Annotated in this window: 15 protein-coding genes; 4 read left to right on the plus strand and 11 right to left on the minus strand. The window is 47.3% G+C overall.

The features are described from left to right. Positions 1-48 precede the first annotated feature (48 nt). Entirely contained in the window at positions 49-1944 is a 1896-nt protein-coding gene (locus IC229_RS17110) for a M23 family metallopeptidase (protein ID WP_223834056.1), read from the minus strand. A 253-nt stretch (positions 1945-2197) separates the two neighbouring features. Continuing rightward, on the minus strand, positions 2198-2809 hold the full coding sequence (locus IC229_RS17115) for a fumarylacetoacetate hydrolase family protein (RefSeq protein WP_190888218.1): 612 nt from the start codon (positions 2807-2809) through the stop codon (positions 2198-2200). A 181-nt stretch (positions 2810-2990) separates the two neighbouring features. Between IC229_RS17115 and IC229_RS17120 the strand changes: the two genes are divergently transcribed. Beyond that, on the plus strand, positions 2991-3809 hold the full coding sequence (locus IC229_RS17120) for a M48 family metallopeptidase (protein ID WP_190888219.1): 819 nt from the start codon (positions 2991-2993) through the stop codon (positions 3807-3809). A 73-nt stretch (positions 3810-3882) separates the two neighbouring features. On the opposite strand, the gene sucC is transcribed toward IC229_RS17120, so the two are convergent. Beyond that, a complete protein-coding gene (gene sucC / locus IC229_RS17125) occupies positions 3883-5100 on the minus strand; it encodes an ADP-forming succinate--CoA ligase subunit beta (protein ID WP_190888220.1) in 1218 nt (405 codons plus the stop codon). Between the two features lie 141 nt (positions 5101-5241). On the opposite strand from sucC, the gene IC229_RS17130 reads away from it, so the two are divergent. Beyond that, a complete protein-coding gene (locus IC229_RS17130; RefSeq protein ID WP_190888221.1) occupies positions 5242-5901 on the plus strand; it encodes an ABC transporter ATP-binding protein in 660 nt (219 codons plus the stop codon). Positions 5902-5977: 76 nt separating this feature from the next. Beyond that, complete coding sequence (locus IC229_RS17135) at positions 5978-9727, plus strand: RICIN domain-containing protein (protein ID WP_190888222.1); 3750 nt, start codon at positions 5978-5980, stop codon at positions 9725-9727. Positions 9728-10140: 413 nt separating this feature from the next. Here the strand turns inward: IC229_RS17135 and IC229_RS17140 are convergent, their stop codons facing one another. The 3 genes from IC229_RS17140 to IC229_RS17150 all read right to left on the minus strand — a co-directional run bounded on the left by IC229_RS17140 (position 10141) and on the right by IC229_RS17150 (position 12770). Further along, complete coding sequence (locus tag IC229_RS17140) at positions 10141-10560, minus strand: DoxX family protein (protein ID WP_190888223.1); 420 nt, start codon at positions 10558-10560, stop codon at positions 10141-10143. A 185-nt stretch (positions 10561-10745) separates the two neighbouring features. Then, a complete protein-coding gene (groL, locus tag IC229_RS17145; protein WP_190888224.1) occupies positions 10746-12383 on the minus strand; it encodes a chaperonin GroEL in 1638 nt (545 codons plus the stop codon). A 90-nt stretch (positions 12384-12473) separates the two neighbouring features. Beyond that, entirely contained in the window at positions 12474-12770 is a 297-nt protein-coding gene (locus IC229_RS17150) for a co-chaperone GroES (protein ID WP_012925587.1), read from the minus strand. Between the two features lie 253 nt (positions 12771-13023). Here IC229_RS17150 and IC229_RS17155 point away from each other — a divergent pair, with 253 nt between their 5' ends. Continuing rightward, positions 13024-13731, plus strand: a complete 708-nt coding sequence (locus tag IC229_RS17155; RefSeq protein WP_190888225.1) for a hypothetical protein — start codon at positions 13024-13026, stop codon at positions 13729-13731. Positions 13732-13785: 54 nt separating this feature from the next. Here the strand turns inward: IC229_RS17155 and secG are convergent, their stop codons facing one another. The 5 genes from secG to IC229_RS35325 all read right to left on the minus strand — a co-directional run bounded on the left by secG (position 13786) and on the right by IC229_RS35325 (position 17305). Next, positions 13786-14184 carry a preprotein translocase subunit SecG gene (gene secG, locus IC229_RS17160; protein ID WP_190888226.1) on the minus strand — a complete coding sequence of 133 codons (399 nt, stop codon included), beginning with the start codon at positions 14182-14184 and terminating at the stop codon, positions 13786-13788. Positions 14185-14240: 56 nt separating this feature from the next. After that, on the minus strand, positions 14241-15032 hold the full coding sequence (locus IC229_RS17165; RefSeq protein WP_190888227.1) for a hypothetical protein: 792 nt from the start codon (positions 15030-15032) through the stop codon (positions 14241-14243). Between the two features lie 106 nt (positions 15033-15138). Further along, positions 15139-15537 carry an LPS assembly lipoprotein LptE gene (gene lptE / locus IC229_RS17170; RefSeq protein ID WP_317171590.1) on the minus strand — a complete coding sequence of 133 codons (399 nt, stop codon included), beginning with the start codon at positions 15535-15537 and terminating at the stop codon, positions 15139-15141. Between the two features lie 151 nt (positions 15538-15688). Next, a complete protein-coding gene (locus IC229_RS17175) occupies positions 15689-17041 on the minus strand; it encodes a sigma-54 interaction domain-containing protein (protein WP_190888228.1) in 1353 nt (450 codons plus the stop codon). Between the two features lie 6 nt (positions 17042-17047). Beyond that, the gene (locus IC229_RS35325; protein WP_223834049.1) at positions 17048-17305 is read right to left on the minus strand and encodes a hypothetical protein; all 258 of its coding nucleotides are present in this window, start codon (positions 17303-17305) and stop codon (positions 17048-17050) included. Positions 17306-17352 lie beyond the last annotated feature (47 nt).

A 17352-nucleotide genomic window follows, 5' to 3' on the forward strand; every position in this document is an offset into this window, starting at 1 on the left:
TTTCAAGTTTTAGATTCCGGTCTCAAAATTGAGAGCTTGAAATAAAATCTATCGTCTGCGTCTCTTTCGTTTGGACGTTGCTTTGGTTTTCGTCTTTGCCTTACGACTAACCGCTCTTCGGGGTTCCTTGATGAAAGAAGTGTCGGAGCCTATATTGCCCGAACGGTCTTTCACCTGAACCAGTACTTCGGCCCCCGTTTCAAACAGTTCGCCCGGAACCAGTTTATCGGACCAGAGCAGTGCCCGTTTATAATCGTACTGCATCAACACCCACTCCCCATTGACCAGAGCCCGGAATTCGGAGATTCCTGATAAATCATCCCGAATGCGGGCCGAAAAACCAGCTGGCGTTGCACTCAGAATCTGAACCGATGGCGGATTGGCATCGGTCATCAACTGGAAACGCCCCAACGAACGCGTTTTAAATTCAATACGTCCTTTGTTCCAGGTTCCACCCAGATAGCTTTCACGACCGCCACTAACCCAATAAGCTTTGGTACGTGCCGTGTCAATCGCAATCGGGTAGTTCGGAGTGTACTGCACAGTCAGGTAATCGTTGAGTGGAATGGTTGGCTGGTTAATTTCCAGACCACCCGTTGGCAAAGGGCGCATGGCCAGATGAAGTGTATCAAATAGCGTTCGTTCCTCAAATTCCAGTCGATTATTGCCGTCCATAACAACCTCTTTACGTCCGGGAACAATCCGCTTTTTGAGATTCGTACGAACCACACCCCGGCCAAACTGAACGGAGTCGGGCAATACGTAGCGCAAATCTATGAGATAAATAGCTTGATTGTTACGTATATAGCTTACAGATTGCTCTGCTACGTTACGTCCTGTGATAAGTTTGGCCTTCGGTGGGTTCGTTAGCGAAATATTTTTGACAGCCAGTTTTAATACGTTCTCGTCGGTTGTGATGGTTACGGAAGGCTCCTTTGTCGATACATCTGCTACGTTATCAGCTACTTGAACCACTGCCGAATCCGATGGAACAGGCAACGCTGGCGGAGCTTCAGGTTGAACAGTGAAAATAAGTCGGGTAGCCTGGTCGTAAGCGTCGAAAAGCGTCAATGTGATTTCGTGTGGCTGACCGTCGAGTAGGGGCAACCGACCCCGATAGGCTGCGTTGCTGGGTAATTTATACAGATTCAATACGTTACCGTCGGCAATGTATCCCCGATGATACCGCTGCCCGCTCATCTGCTCCACTTCATAATTTTCGTGGATGTTCATGAACCGCGTCAGTTCATTCGGGAAGCTATTCATGTTATAGGCAAACACTTCTTTGCCATCCAGCTTGATTTCCAGACAACTAATTCCGTTGCGATAGGGAGAGCCACTCGTTTTGTCGTAGGCCAAAACTTCCATCCCAATTAACCCTGAGGCCGTAATGGGCTGGGTAATCGTAAACGTACCATCGGCACGACGGACAGGAACGTAGCTGACACGCTGGTATTCACCATTGATACGTGACGTAGCGGTCATGGTTTTCAGGGCAACCCGCTCGAAATAAGGTGGGATTTCGTCTTTAATTTCTGAAAACCCGTAGAGCAGTGGGTTAATCAGATTGTCTTTCCCATCCCGAATTTCAAAGTGAAGGTGTGGCCCACCCGAACCACCTGTATTGCCTGATGCTGCGATTACGTCACCTTTTTTCACCGGAAACTGACCGGGTTCTGGACGAAGGTCAATTTCAAACTTTTTCTGCTGGTATTGTTGGGTACGCAGATACGTTCCTAACGTATCGTTCAGATTGCGCAGATGGCCATAAACCGTCGTTAACCCGTTAGGGTGTTTGATAAAAATAACGTTTCCGTAGCCGCCCGTAAAAACAGCAATACGTGATACGTAGCCGTCGGCGGCCGCGTGTACATCCAGCCCTTCGCGACCTCCCGTACGTATATCGATGCCCGCGTGAAAGTGATTCGGGCGTAAATCACCCATGCCCCCCGACAGGGAATTGAGTGCGCCGGGCTGAATGGGAAACAGAAAATAACCGGGTTGAATAATACCTGCCAATGCCGAAGCCGTCGGGGCCGACGGTTGCGCTGGCTGTGCCGGAAGCACGACTCCTTTCTGACCAAATGTCAGACCACTGGCAACTAAAATCGCAAGAAAGGAGAAAATGGTGAAACGTGTCAAAAGCAAACGGATTTTTCAGGTAACAACGTAGCGTCAACTACCTGAGAGGCAATGATTATTTTACGTTAACCTCCAGCATTTCCCGTCCTTCGATGGAGGCTGTGAGTCGGTCGCCAATTTGTACGGGTCCAACGCCATGAGGAGTTCCGGTAAAGAGAATGTCGCCCTGCTGCAGCAGGAAATACCGGGATACAAACGAAATCAGGTAGTCGATTTTGTACAACATCAGGCTCGTATTTCCGCGCTGACGCGTTTCGCCATTCAGGTCGAGCTGGAAGTTCAGATTTTGTAAATCCGGAAAATCGGTTTTGGGTACAAATTGTGAGATAGGAGCAGAGCCATTGAATCCTTTAGCCAGTTCCCATGGTAAGCCCTTGGCTTTCAGCTTACTCTGCACATCGCGGGCTGTGAAATCAATGCCGATGCCGATTTCGTCGTAATATTTATGCGCAAATTTTTCGTCGATATTCTTACCAACCCGATTGATTTTAACCAGAATTTCGACTTCAAAATGAACATCTTTCGAAAATTCCGGATAGAAAAACGGCTCATTTTTCAGCGGAATCGCCGTTTCGGGTTTAAGGAAAATAACTGGGTCGTCGGGTGTCTCATTATTCAGCTCCTTGATGTGCTCAACGTAGTTTCGACCAACACAAATAATTTTCATAGACGTAACGCGGACATTCTGTCCGTATATATAAAGACAGAATTTAAACCTGAAGATAAGCTGCAAATCTAAGGACTAAAGACGCCCTGACCGCACGGATGCGTAAAAATTTGAACAAATCCGGTACGTTTACGGTCATTATACGTCAGAACCATTCAATTAGACATAAACCTATTCGATAATGAAAAATGCACTTATTGCAATGCTGGTTATTGGCTTTGCTATCGGTTGCCAGAAAGTGCCTATCACGGGCCGAAGCCAGTTGAAGCTGGTACCAAACGACCAGCTATTACCGCTCAGTTTTACGAACTATAAAGGTGTTTTAGACACCAGCACGGTGGTACGCGGCACTAACGATGCTCAAATGATTCAGCGAGTTGGTAACCGGTTGCGTCAGGCTATGGAGCAGTATCTGAACGCCAACAATCTTTCAAGTCGACTGCAAGGGTTTCAGTGGGAGTTCAACCTGATTCAAAGTCCGCAAGTCAATGCCTGGTGTATGCCCGGTGGGAAGGTTGCTTTTTACACGGGTATCCTACCCTATACACAGAACGAAGCGGGTGCGGCTGCCGTAATGGGGCACGAAATTTCGCATGCTATTGCCGAGCATGGTAATGAGCGAATGAGCGAAGGTTTACTGGCTAACGGATTGATTCAGGGAGGGCAGATCGCTGCGGGCGTTGCGGCTCAGGGGAGCAACAGACAGGTAAATTCAATTTTGCTCCAGGCTGTGGGGGCGGCTCTTCCGATTGGTTATCAGCTAGGCCGGGCCTTGCCGCATAGCCGAAAACAGGAGACGGAGGCCGATCATCTGGGTGTTATCTTTATGGCTATGGCGGGTTATAATCCACAGGAAGCCGTTACGTTCTGGGGGCGGATGGCAAAAGCGGGAAGTGGTCAGAAACCACCTGAGTTTTTGTCGACACACCCATCTGATGAACGTCGGATTCGGGATCTACAGGCGCTAATGCCCGAAGCCATGAAGTATTATAAACGATAAATCACGAAAAAGCCGGAGCTCAAGCTCCGGCTTTTTCATTACGTATGGATGGATTAGTTAGAAAGTCAGTGTTTTATAAAGATTCAACTACCTTGCGTACTTTTTCGGCGGCTTCTTTCAACTCAACAGCCGATTGTACTTTTAGGCCCGAATCATCGATAATTTTGGCACCTTCAGCCGCGTTGGTTCCCTGAAGACGAACAATAATGGGCACCGGAATATCGCCGATGGCTTTGTAGGCTTCGACAACCCCCTGGGCCACAAGGTCACAACGCACAATACCCCCGAAAATATTAATCAGAATGACCTTCACGTTTGGGTCTTTCAGAATGATTCGGAAGCCAGCCTCAACCGTTTTGGCATTGGCGCCACCGCCCACATCAAGGAAGTTGGCTGGTTCACCACCCGACAGTTTAATGATGTCCATAGTAGCCATCGCTAACCCGGCTCCGTTCACCATGCATCCTACGTTACCATCCAGCTTGACGTAGTTCAAATCACTGGCTGATGCTTCTACTTCGAGGGGCGCTTCTTCAGTAATGTCGCGGAGGTTAGCCAGATCCGGGTGACGATATAGAGCATTGTCGTCCAGATTTACTTTGGCGTCGACGGCCAGAATTTTGTTGTCCGATGTTTTCAGAACGGGGTTAATTTCGAACATCGATGCGTCGGTATCAACATAGGCTTTGTAGAGCGACGTAACAAATTTGACCATGTCTTTAAAAGCCTCGCCTTCCAGCCCAAGCCCAAAAGCTACTTTTCGTGCCTGAAAAGGTTGTAGACCAACAGCTGGGTCGATCCATTCCTTAACGATTTTTTCGGGGGTTTTTTCGGCTACCTCTTCGATGTCCATGCCGCCTTCAGTGCTGGCCATGATAACATTACAGGCCTTGCCCCGGTCAAGCAGGATGCTGAGATACATCTCTTTTGGCTCTGAAGCACCGGGGTAAAATACGTCCTGCGCCACCAGCACTTTATTTACTTTCTTACCTTCAGGGCCAGTCTGATGCGTAACCAGTATGTTGCCAATCAGGTTTTTAGCGATGTCGCGCACATCTTCAACCGATTTGGCAAGGGCAACGCCACGTTGTTCACTACCAACGATTTTACCCTTACCACGTCCGCCAGCATGGATTTGCGATTTGACGACGACAAACTTTGACCCACTCTGGGCCATAATTTGCTTGGCTGCTTCGACGGCTTTCTCCGGCGACTCGGCTACAATGCCTTCCTGAATGCGAACGCCGTATTTTTTGAGAATTTCTTTACCCTGATACTCGTGTATATTCATGGTAACTGCAACAAGGAGATTGGGAAATCGTATTTTTGCGCGGCAAGTTAACACTAAGTGATGAGTGATGAATGATAAGTGATGAGTTTTTAAACAACTCTTTCAACTCATTGCTTATCATTCATCACTCATCACTATAAAATGTCGCTTCTTCAAACAACGGATATTCGCCGGAACTACGGCAATCTGCCAGTCCTGAAAGGAATTAATATACGTATCGAACCTGGCGAAGTTGTGTCAATTGTGGGCGCATCGGGGGCTGGTAAAACAACCTTACTCCAAATTCTGGGTACGCTCGACCGGCCTGATTCGGGTGAATTACGTATTGATGGGCAAAACGTATTTACGCTGAACGACCGGCAACTGGCTAAATTCCGAAATGAACGTATCGGATTTGTGTTTCAGTTTAACAATCTGCTCCCCGAGTTTACAGCCCTCGAAAACGTGTGTCTGCCGGGTTTCATCGCCGGAACGGCTGAGAGTCAGGTACGTGAACGAGCACATGAATTATTAAACATACTTAATTTACGTGACCGCACCGATCACTTGCCGTCTCAACTGTCGGGAGGAGAGCAGCAGCGGGTTGCCGTTGCCCGGGCGCTGATTAACCAGCCGGCGATTGTTTTCGCCGATGAACCCAGCGGTAATCTTGACTCCCGAAACGCCGAAGAATTACATCAGCTATTTTTTCGGCTACGCGATGAATTTGGTCAGACGCTGGTCATTGTTACGCATAACGAGCACCTGGCCGACCTGGCCGACCGTAAATTGGTGATTCGGGACGGAATGGTAATCGCTTAATCCAACACGCTCTTTCTGTAATGTCAATGACTCCTCAAAAGGGAGATAGATTTTTATTGCCTTTAACTACCCATACATGAAAAACTTGTACGTCGAATCCCTTCTACGCCGTTTTCGCTGGTCATTTGTTTTACTAACGGCCCTGCTACTTACATTTGTTTCGCTTCAGACTGTTGGACAGTCAGTTCCTACGGGCTTTAATAATAGCCTGGTGCAAAATGGCTACACCACGCCAATGGGAACCGTTTTCTCTGCTGATGGCAAGCAACTTTTTGTGTGGGATAAAGCTGGACGGGTCTGGGTATCAGACTGGAACGGCGTTCAATACGTAAAACAAACTACTGCCGTTCTGGACATCAGCCCGGAAGTAGGTAACTGGCGCGATTTTGGGCTGTTAAGCATCTGTCTCGACCCAAATTTTGCGACGAACGGACTTATTTACCTCTTCTACGTGGTAGACCGCCATCACCTGCTCAATTTTGGAACGGCATCCTACAGTGCTACTGCTAACCTGTACTTTAACGCCACTATTAGCCGGGTTACTCGTTATAAAGTGGTTAAAACAAATAACGTGCTTGCGGCTGACGAGAGCAGCCGTAAAATATTGCTTGGAGAAACAAAATCTACAGGCGTTCCACTTACCCATGAATCGCACGCGGGTGGAACAATCTTGTTTGGAACCGACGGTACGTTGCTGATTTCGACCGGCGATAATGCCAGTTATAATACGACTGACAAAGGCAGTTCGAGTGATACGTACTGGCAACAGGCCATTACTGACGGTATTTTACGTACCAACGAGAACGTAGGGGCGTTTCGGGCACAGATGATTACGTCGCTATGCGGTAAAGTGTTACGTCTCGACCCAAACACTGGCGATGGAGTATCCAGTAATCCGTTTTATAATTCCAGTGATCCGCGTTCTCCAGCTTCACGTGTATGGGCGCTTGGCTTCCGTAATCCATACCGTATGGGACTTCAGCCGGGCACGGGTAGCACAAATCCAGCGAATGGAAATCCGGGAAACTTATTTGTAGGTGATGTAGGTTGGTCGACCTGGGAAGATGCACACGTAATAAAACAAGGAGGGGAGAATGCTGGATGGCCAATTTTTGAAGGTATTCTGGTGAATAGTTCGTATTCGTCGGCAGCTCAGACACTGGAAAACCGGGACGAACCCAATCCTACCAATACCTGTAACAAGCCTTATCTGACTTTTGATAACTTATTAAAGCAAGCGTCCAGCGGTACAACTACAGTGCTAAATCCTTGCAGTGGCCAGCCATTGGTTGGCCTACAGCGACGCTACGTTCACAGCGTACCCTTGCTGGATTGGCATCACACACAAACTACTGCCCGTGTACCAGTACTGGGATCAACATCCACAACGGCTTCGGTGATTGGTTCTAGTGGATCACCCGCCACTGGTACTCCTTTCAAAGGGAATTGCGCTACCGGGGGGGCTTATTATACGGCAACGAACTTCCCAACGGCCTATCGTAACAAGTATTATTTTGCTGATTACGGAGCTAACTGGATAAAATATGCTACGTTAAACAGCAATGGAGCCGTAACAGCCGTCAACGATTTTGTACCAGCTGGAGGCACCAACGGCGTTGTTGATATAGAGATCAGTCCGCTTGATGGAACACTTTTTTATACCAATATCAATAACGGTGAAGTCAGGCGGATCAGTTTTGGGACGAATCAGCCACCAATAGCCGTCTTAACTGCCGACAAAACGGTGGGTAGCAGTCCGTTAACGGTTCAGTTTAAAGGCGATGGCTCAAGCGACCCCGATGGAGACGCCCTTACGTATGCCTGGGATTTTGGCGATAATACGTCATCTACTGTCGCCAATCCGTCGCACACCTTTACCGGTACGGGTACCCGGAGTTTTACGGTACGTTTAACCGTCACGGACACGAAAGGACAGACGGCCAGTCAGCAACAGATTATTTCGTTGAACAACACAGCACCAACCGTGAAAATCACGGCTCCAGTAGCCGGAAGTTTATATCTGTTGGACAAGGAAAGTACGTATCAGTTGAAAGCTACGGTTACCGACGAAGCAACGGCTAGTCTGGCCTATAGCTGGCAAGTTATTTTGCGACATAATAATCACCAGCATGCCGAACCGGTAATTACGGAGGCTTCTCCCAGCGTAAAGATTTCGCCGGTAGGCTGCGATGGGGATACGTATTATTACCTCATTAAAGTTCAGGTAACGGATAACGGCGGATTGACGGCTACTGATTCGGTAAAGATTTATCCAGACTGCGCTTCTGCAAATCTGGCGATACGTAACCTGACTGCTACGTTAAATGCCAATACGAATGCGAATCTGAATTGGTCATCACCAATTGCTCCTTTTGATGAAGTGCTTGTTGCCGCTCGTGCAGGAAGTGGTTTTCTGGATAGACCATCTGGAACAACGTATACGGCCAATCCCGATTTTACAGGTAACGGATCGGTTATTGAAGGGGGTAAAGTTGTTTACCGGGGAACCGCCAGTATGGTGACAGTCTCCAACCTGAGTCCGCAGACAACGTATTATTTCCGGGTATTTACAAGGGCCGGAACGGCTTGGTCGGGTGGGGTAGAGGTGTCGTTAACTACCGGGACTACTAGTAATACTACGACACCAGGCGCTTATGATCCTGCGTCTTGTTATAAAATTACGAACCGAATTAGTGGCAGAACGCTGACTGTGGAGGCTGCTTCTACGGCTGAAGGGGCTGCCGTAAAACAGAATACGTTCACCAATCAGGACTGGCAGAAGTGGAAGTTTTTATCGCTGGGTTCAAATACGTATCAGTTAGTAGCTCAACACAGTAGTAAAGTGCTTTCTGTTCAGAATGCCGCTACCAACGACTGGGCTAGTATAAACCAGACGACCAACACAAATGCCTCGAATCAGAAATGGATTATACAGACAGATGGAGACGGATTTTCAACCCTAAAGGCCGTTCATTCCAATAAATTGCTGGACGTAGCCAATCAGGATGAAAGTGCCTCAGTTATTCAATATGCACCTAGCGGTGCCTACGTACAGTATTGGAAAATTGAAGCGACAGGCTGTACCAGTGCGACAGTCGCGCCACCGACATCGGCTTCAACCTGCTATAAAATCACAAACCGAATCAGCGGAAAATCGCTGGAGGTTGAGGGCGCGTCAACAACAGACGGAGCCTCGGTTAAGCAACGAACATTTGCCAATCAGGCCTGGCAGAAATGGGAGATGCGGACAACGGGCGTGGCCAATACGTATCAGTTTGTAGCTATTCATAGCGGCAAAGCGCTTACTGTGCCCAATGCAGCTACTAATGACTGGGCCACGTTGACGCAGGCTACCAGCGTGTCAACGGCCACAAATCAGCGATGGTTGATGCAATCGGTTGGCGATGGTTTTTCGTCCCTAAAAGCCGTTCATTCCAATAAGATGCTCGACATAGGTAATCAAGATGAAGGCGGTGTAGTTATTCAGTATTCGCTGAGTGGCGCTTATGCGCAACACTGGAAAGTTGAAACCGTTGGCTGTACTGCCGGTGGGCGACTTGGAGAAGAAGTTGATAACGTAGTGACAATTTACCCCAATCCAGCCCAGAATTACGTACTAATTAATATACCGGTTACCAAGCCCACGGATGTTCAATTGGATTTGATTTCTCCGACCGGCCAGCGTCTTCGTTCGGAGGCACTCCAACTAAATGAATCGACAACGTATCGATTGCCATTGGTTAATTTACCCACCGGATTATACTTGATCCACTTACAGGATGGTAAACAATGGAAGCAAATTCATCGTTTACTAATAGAAAGGTAAGCCTAGGCGTTCGAAATTTTGTGAGGGAATGGTCCCGTTGGAATTGTGCGTTTTGTGCGCAATGTCGGGTATTTATACTTATGAAAAATGAGGTAATTGGGTGATTTCTAGAAGTTTAATGAATGAGTAGATTTTTTTTTGACTGTGGAATATTTTTTTTATTATTTTTGTTTTATTATTGTGTCGAAAAGAAAAGTTTTTCATAACGTTGAGTAAATCAGAAAGCCAAGAGAGTGTCTCGCTTGGCTTTTTTGTTTATATATAGTTCACTTTAGTGTCGCGCTTTCCAAGCCTTTAACTACTCCTCGAATTGGCTTGGAGTTGGTACGTTCCCTTCTCTTAGCAACTCATTGGCTTTGGTACGGGAACAACGTACTGCCTGTCAACTCAACGATGCCTGGTAGTGTGCATCATCAGCGTTTACGAGTATTCTTCTCCAGCAATGCATCCAAACTCCATCGGCCAGGTCCGGTAAAGAAGAAGACCATAGCTAGCAGCACGAAAAGGAAAGGATGTTGATCTTCATACCAGAATTTCCCGTGTCCCACAAAAAAAGTGATGTAGAGTAACGTTCCTATAGTAAGTAGAGCAGCTACCCTTGTCAACAGCCCTAGCGTCAGCAGGATGCCGGCAACTAATTCAGACCCCTTGCCAAGATAAACCATAAATGAAGGAGATGAGGATTCTTTAAACGTATCCCAAGCGGCATATTGATTCATCTGGACAGGGTCAAATACTTCCCATCCATGATACGTTAGAAGCAAGCCGACAATAACCCGAGTCAGCATCAGCCCCCCTTCCCGAAAAATCCCTTCCGTAGAGAAAATTTTCATTTGTATAGCTTTGCTACGTTGAAAAAGACCGCCAAATGTAAGTAAACAAATTGGTATAGTTAGGTTTATTGCACTGACTCTAACTACTTTGATACTGCCAATAAAAATACCCCTGGTCGGAAGACCAGGGGTATTTTTACAAAATCCAGAAAATCAATAAATCAGATAAATCCAGGTTCAGACGATTACATCATGCCGCCCATGCCACCTGGGTGACCATGGCCACCGCCACCAGCCGGAGCTTCTTCTGGCTCATCAGCAATCACACATTCGGTGGTTAGCAACAGACCAGCAATCGAGGCTGCGTTTTCCAGCGCCAGACGAGCTACTTTTTTCGGATCGATGATACCAGCTGCGAACAGATCTTCGAATGTATCGTTCTTCGCGTTGTAGCCAAAACCACCTTCGCCTTCTTTCACTTTATTGACAACTACAGAACCTTCGCCACCAGCATTAGCGACAATGGTACGTAGCGGAGATTCCAGGGCCTGACGGATGATGTTGATGCCGGTTTTCTCATCTTCGTTGATAGCGTTGATGCTGTCAAGAGCAGAGATCGCACGAATCAACGCAATACCGCCACCCGTTACAATACCTTCTTCAACGGCAGCACGAGTTGCGTGCAGCGCATCATCAACACGGTCTTTCTTTTCTTTCATTTCTACTTCGGTAGCAGCACCGATGTAGAGGATAGCCACACCACCTGACAATTTCGCCAGACGCTCCTGCAATTTCTCGCGGTCGTAATCCGACGTAGTGTTTTCGATTTGGGCTTTGATTTGATTAACACGGCCAGTGATATCATCTTTCGCGCCAACACCATTCACAATCGTCGTGTTGTCTTTGTCGATCAGGATTTTTTCGGCCTGACCAAGATAGTCGATCGTTGCGTTTTCCAGTTTGAAACCACGCTCTTCACTGATCACCTGACCACCTGTCAGAATGGCAATGTCTTCCAGCATAGCTTTCCGACGATCACCGAAACCAGGAGCTTTTACAGCAGCCACTTTCAATGCACCACGGATTTTGTTTACTACCAACGTAGCAAGTGCTTCACCGTCAACGTCTTCAGCGATAATCAACAGTGGGCGGCCGGTTTGAGCAACTTGCTCCAGTACTGGAAGCAGTTCTTTCATCGACGAAACTTTCTTCTCCGAAATAAGGATGAACGGGCGCTCCAGTTCAACTTCCATTTTCTCGGTGTTCGTCACGAAGTAAGGCGACAGGTAACCCCGGTCGAACTGCATACCTTCTACGGTTTTAACTTCCGTTTCGGTACCACGAGCTTCTTCAACCGTGATCACACCTTCTTTACCTACTTTCTTCATGGCTTCGGCGATCATCTTGCCGATTTCTTCGTCGTGGTTAGCCGAGATAGTAGCTACCTGCTCGATTTTACCGAAGTCGTCACCAATTGTCTGAGCTTGTTCGGTAAGATTTTTTACTACGGCGATAACAGCTTTGTCGATACCGCGCTTCAGGTCCATTGGATTGGCACCAGCCGCTACGTTCTTTGCACCGATTGAATAGATTGCCTGGGCTAATACGGTAGCCGTCGTTGTACCATCACCCGCTGAATCAGCCGTTTTCGACGCTACTTCTTTTACTAACTGAGCGCCCATGTTTTCCATGGCGTCTTTCAGTTCAATTTCTTTGGCAACCGTTACACCATCTTTGGTGATGGTCGGCGAGCCGAATTTTTTGTCAAGAATGACGTTACGGCCTTTAGGACCGAGGGTTACTTTCACTGCGTCGGCGAGAGTGTCTACACCCTTCTTAATGCGCTCGCGAGCTTCGGTATCAAAAAATATTTTCTTAGCCATTATTTTAAGTGATAAGTTATGAGTGATAAGAGATGAGTGGTCTGGAACGAATCTATTTATCGTTCATCGCTCATCGTTCATCACTGAAAATTAAAGGATTGCGAAAATGTCAGATTCACGCATAATGAGGTACTCTTTGCCATCAACGGTGATTTCTGTACCAGCATATTTGCCATACAACACCGTATCGCCCACCTGAACCGTCAGCGGCTCATCTTTCTTACCTGCGCCAACGGCAACGACCGTACCACGCTGGGGTTTTTCCTTTGCCGTGTCGGGGATGATAATCCCGAACGAGGTTTTTTCTTCTGCCGGAGCTGCTTCTACCAGCACCCGGTCGGCCAGCGGTTTCACGTTCACTTTAACGCTTTCCGTTTCTGCTACCATGATAGTAATGAGTTGATTAAGGTTATTACTGTTTGTGTAAAGAACTTACACGACATTCTGCACTCGCCAATTACTGTGCCAACTCAGGTTAGCCTGTCAAATTTTCAGCATTCATCCTGACATACTGCCATTTACACTATTTGCTGTACTTCCTATGGGAAAAGCCCGTTTTTAAGCAAATAGAATTTGGTAGTTTCCCTGCGATTGCTTAGATTAACCAAGTCATCTGCCCACCAGATGGCCTTTTTAGCGTATGAAAAAGCTACAACCTGACTGGTTTACACAAAACTGGCTGGACGCGGAATACCAGAAGTATGTCTTGATGGCATACTTGCAGGCCGTTCAGCAGAACTTTATAGAACATAAACTTTGCCCTGATTTGCCTGAATTACGCGACCACTATAATGCCGGTGTTCGTTTTACGAGGGGCAAAGGTACGTTAAATGCTGCTTTCCCCAAACGTATTAATCGAATTACTGGACCACCCCCCAGAATCGAGTACAAATCGGAAGTGCCCGATTCTACGTTTATGACCGAAATGGACGCGATTATGGAGTTTGCACTGCCGCGGTTTCAGACCATGCTGACAGAAGGTCATCAGCGTTGGGATGATATTTCACGTTCGCTGGTTCTAATGCCTGTTGGCGTCTTGCCGCTACGTCCGGAAGAAGGATATCTGTTGCTCCATGCCACAAATGGGTCCGAAACGCAGGTTTACTATTTCTCCATAACCCTGTACTCTGAGCAGGAGCCAGGGGGACGATTGGTAAAGCTACGTTACGTAGAAGCGGTACGTAAGAGCCTGGTTAATACGTTTGAAAACATTAAACTCGATTTGATACGTCGGTATCGGCACCTGCCCAATCCCGCTACGTATACACTGGAGAGTAAGCGAACGTACCCTGTGCAGGAAACATTACTACCTATTGCGCAACAGTTGCTGGCTCAGGCTGTAGCATAAAAATAGCCATTTCCTTTCGGAAATGGCTCCATACAATTTTTTAGTACGCAGGTATTATTTCTGAGGTGTCAACGCTGATGTCGAAGCACCCGGCGATTGCGCGCCTGGAACTGCCTGACTTGGGGCCGCTCCATTAGCTGCGGTCGGAGCCGGGGCAGCCGCGCCTGGTAGTGTTTGGGTCTGCGCCCGGTCTACGTTCGCACTGTTGATGATGGCTGCCTGACTGCGATCGACCATAACGTAGGATGCCAGCGACAGTACCATAACGGCAATGCCAAGGCCCCATGTGATTTGTTCGAGCAGGTCGGTTGTTTTCTTAACGCCCATCAGTTGATTCGAACCCAGTCCACCAAACTCACCAGTCAGACCCCCACCTTTCGAATTCTGAATCAGAACAATTAAAACCAGTAGTACGGTAAGAATGCAGATAATAACAATGATTGCCGTTAGCATGTAAAGTGTTACGTATGTTTAGTTAATGCCTTTACTGAACTAGAGAAACACAAAAATTAGCTCTCAGACGCTTTTCGGCGATTCTCCATTTCAGCCATTTTTTCCGCAAAGTACGCCTTTTTTTCTGGATTTCTCGACATCAGTTTCTTATAGATGTCGCGGGCTTTATCAAATTTGCCTTGTTTCTCTAAAACTTTAGCGAAACTTTCGGTCACCAGCGGTACTCCGGCTATTTTATTCCGTTTGGTTAAATCTTCCTGATCAATCGTTTCACTCGGCAGAATGCGGGAAATACTCGGTTCGTTTTTGATGAAATTCTCAATCAGCTCAAATTGACGCTGACGCTCCAGATCCGCTTCCGTAAGTGGCTCGGCGGGTGGTTCAGCTATCTGAGTAAGCTCGTTCTGTAGGTTGGTTTCGCTCAGGGTTGCGTCTTCTGGCGTAGGCATAGTGGGCAGACGTAGAAGCTGCAGTTTCGGGAATCCACCGCTCAGGCCATGCTTCGATTTGAAGAGCGCGTAACTTTCCTGCTGATAATCGTCGGGAATCGGTACGTGCTTGGCGGATAGCTCATTAAGCCTCGATAGTAGATTGGTCGACCACTGAAATTCATTATCGACCAATTTGCGGAGCGCGTTCCGGCTAAGCGCGTGCGCAGCCGCCTGCCGAATCAACGTAACGGCCTGGGTACGCTGGTGAATAGAGGCTGCCTTAGCTGTCAGGGTAAAAAGCGACTGGCAATATGGATACGTAGACAAATTCTCCTGTAGCTGAGTCAGATCAGCCACAGAGAGGTCTTCAGGATGAGTAACCCAGTACGAAAACGTTTCTTTATCGAGTGTCTGCACAGGAAACGGTCATTGACGAGTGAAACGGCCTAGTGGTACGTAGTACGGTTTGCTAAACTACTTTTTTCAGGAGTAAATCGCTACAGTTGATCCCGTAAATCTTTTGTTACCAGTCGGCGGCTGTTTTATTAAAAATGTCTAGCACAATTTGATCCAAAATTTTCGGTACCAACCGACTTTCATTCTGACTGAGTGTTTGCCCCTGCGGAAAATCCTGGTAAAAGGAGAACGATTGCTCGAAATTCTTGGTCTCGTCTTTGTTATTGTAGAATCTGGCTAAAACGGTGATTTGTAGTCTGTTAACGCCTGCCTGATCCTGCGCAGTGGGAGCTACAGCCTGAAGCTCGTAACCTGTAATATTGCCTTCTAATAAAATATCGCCGTTGGCGGGTACAACTTTTAAATTTGTATAACGCTGGTAATATTCTTTCAACTTCTCGTTAAACGTGAGCGGTAAGTTGGCCGGGCCCCCCGCAGTAGCTAGCACGAAGTTGTTGACGGTCACGGTTTTGATGTCCGGAGAAAGCGTCGTTCCCGTAAACGAATAAATACCACACGATTGAACGATGAGTGATGAACTAAGAACGATGAATAAAAAAATAAAGCGATATGTAGTAACGCTCTTCGCTCCTCGCTTATCACACCTCACTCCTAACTTATTCCTCGTCAATCTCATACTGTTTAATTTTTCGGTATAAGGTCCGTTCAGAGATGCCAAGTGCCTGAGCTGCGTACTTTCGTTTGTTGTTATTACGTCGTAAGGCTTTGAGAATCATTTCTTTCTCCTGCCGTTCCAGCGAGAGCGAATCATCTTCTTCGGTTTCATGGCTGACATCCTCAACCGTTACGTCGTTAATGTCGCCATCAACATCTTCAAATATCTGCACGGGCGGATGACCACCGTAAGTCTCAGATGGTGGGGTATCGGTACGTAGCGAGCCGTTATTGGCTGGTAGAAAGCGCGTTACGTCTGAAGAGGCACGATTGTCACCATCAGGTGTAATGGAGTCGAATAGGTCTTTGTGCGTATGCAGAATCTGTCGGCCATCCTGTTCATTCCCCACCAGTACGTCGCGCACAAGTTTCTTTAGTTCGTTCACATCCCGGCGCATATCGAACAGCACCTTATAGAGCAGTTCCCGTTCAGAGAAGCTTTCGGCGTGGGTACTACCATTTGCATAAGGAAACAGAGCCATCGTCCGACTGGGCTGCTGTGATTGTGGCAAATATTTTGCTAGCGTCGGCCCGTCGATAGCCTTGTTCTGGTCAGACTCAAGAATGGATATCTGCTCGGCAATATTTTTTAACTGCCGAATGTTACCTGGAAACGGAAACGCCATCAGGGTTTCCTTGGCATCATCGGTAAGTTGAAGCGGTTTAATTCGGTATCGCTCGGCAAAATCAGTCGTGAACTTCCTGAATAAGAGTTCAATATCGGTGCCACGTTCGCGTAGGGGAGGTACGTAAATGGGAACCGTATTGAGTCGGTAATATAAATCTTCCCGGAATTTTCCTTTTTCAACGGCATCCATCAGGTTGACGTTGGTTGCAGCTACCACGCGTACATCGGTTTTCTGCGTTTTGGAAGATCCTACGCGAATAAATTCTCCGTTCTCAAGCACACGTAACAGACGGGCCTGTGTACCAAGCGGCATCTCCCCGATTTCATCGAGAAAAATGGTGCCGCCATTGGTAGTTTCAAAATAGCCTTTGCGAGCATCGACAGCCCCCGTAAAAGAGCCTTTTTCGTGTCCAAAAAGCTCAGAATCAATAGTGCCCTCGGGGATGGCTCCGCAGTTGATGGCAATAAACTGACCATGTTTACGGGCGCTGAGGCTATGTATAATTTTTGAAAACGATTCTTTACCACTACCGCTTTCGCCCGTAATGAGCACGGTAAGGTCGGTTGCCGACACCTGCATCCCTACGTTTATAGCGTAGTTCAGCGCCGGAGCATTCCCGATTATACCGAATCGTTGTTTTACACTTTGAATTTCCTGATTATTCATTATGTATTAAGGCAGGTTTTCTAAATCACCGATATCCTTGCCGCGACCTGTTGCTGCCTTGTTGATTTTCAGGTCGTTGAGGTGAATAAAATTTACCAGCAAGCCATCTAAATCAGCTTTTACACTTCGGGCGAAACATTCACTAAAAGTCAAACCAGTTACTGACGTAAGAATGGCGATTCTATTAGGTTCGTAGCCAAGCTGGACGACATGCAGTAAATCAGTTGCCGGAATACCCACAGTCGCAAAGCCAAAGTCTTTCAATACCTGTACAACTCGTTGCGTATTATCGGCAGAAATCGCTATCCAGA

The organism is Spirosoma profusum (assembly GCF_014699005.1).
GTDB lineage: Bacteria > Bacteroidota > Bacteroidia > Cytophagales > Spirosomataceae > Spirosoma > Spirosoma profusum.

Coding starts and splice junctions, on each gene's coding strand:
- IC229_RS17120 (WP_190888219.1), top strand. CDS start 2,991: ATGAAAAATGCACTTATTGCAATGCTGGTTATTGGCTTTGCTATCGGT.
- IC229_RS17130 (WP_190888221.1), top strand. CDS start 5,242: ATGTCGCTTCTTCAAACAACGGATATTCGCCGGAACTACGGCAATCTG.
- IC229_RS17155 (WP_190888225.1), top strand. CDS start 13,024: ATGAAAAAGCTACAACCTGACTGGTTTACACAAAACTGGCTGGACGCG.
- sucC (WP_190888220.1), bottom strand. CDS start 5,100: ATGAATATACACGAGTATCAGGGTAAAGAAATTCTCAAAAAATACGGC.
- IC229_RS17175 (WP_190888228.1), bottom strand. CDS start 17,041: ATGAATAATCAGGAAATTCAAAGTGTAAAACAACGATTCGGTATAATC.
- IC229_RS17110 (WP_223834056.1), bottom strand. CDS start 1,944: ATGGGTGATTTACGCCCGAATCACTTTCACGCGGGCATCGATATACGT.
- groL (WP_190888224.1), bottom strand. CDS start 12,383: ATGGCTAAGAAAATATTTTTTGATACCGAAGCTCGCGAGCGCATTAAG.
- IC229_RS17150 (WP_012925587.1), bottom strand. CDS start 12,770: ATGGTAGCAGAAACGGAAAGCGTTAAAGTGAACGTGAAACCGCTGGCC.
- IC229_RS17115 (WP_190888218.1), bottom strand. CDS start 2,809: ATGAAAATTATTTGTGTTGGTCGAAACTACGTTGAGCACATCAAGGAG.
- secG (WP_190888226.1), bottom strand. CDS start 14,184: ATGCTAACGGCAATCATTGTTATTATCTGCATTCTTACCGTACTACTG.
- IC229_RS17135 (WP_190888222.1), top strand. CDS start 5,978: ATGAAAAACTTGTACGTCGAATCCCTTCTACGCCGTTTTCGCTGGTCA.
- IC229_RS17140 (WP_190888223.1), bottom strand. CDS start 10,560: ATGAAAATTTTCTCTACGGAAGGGATTTTTCGGGAAGGGGGGCTGATG.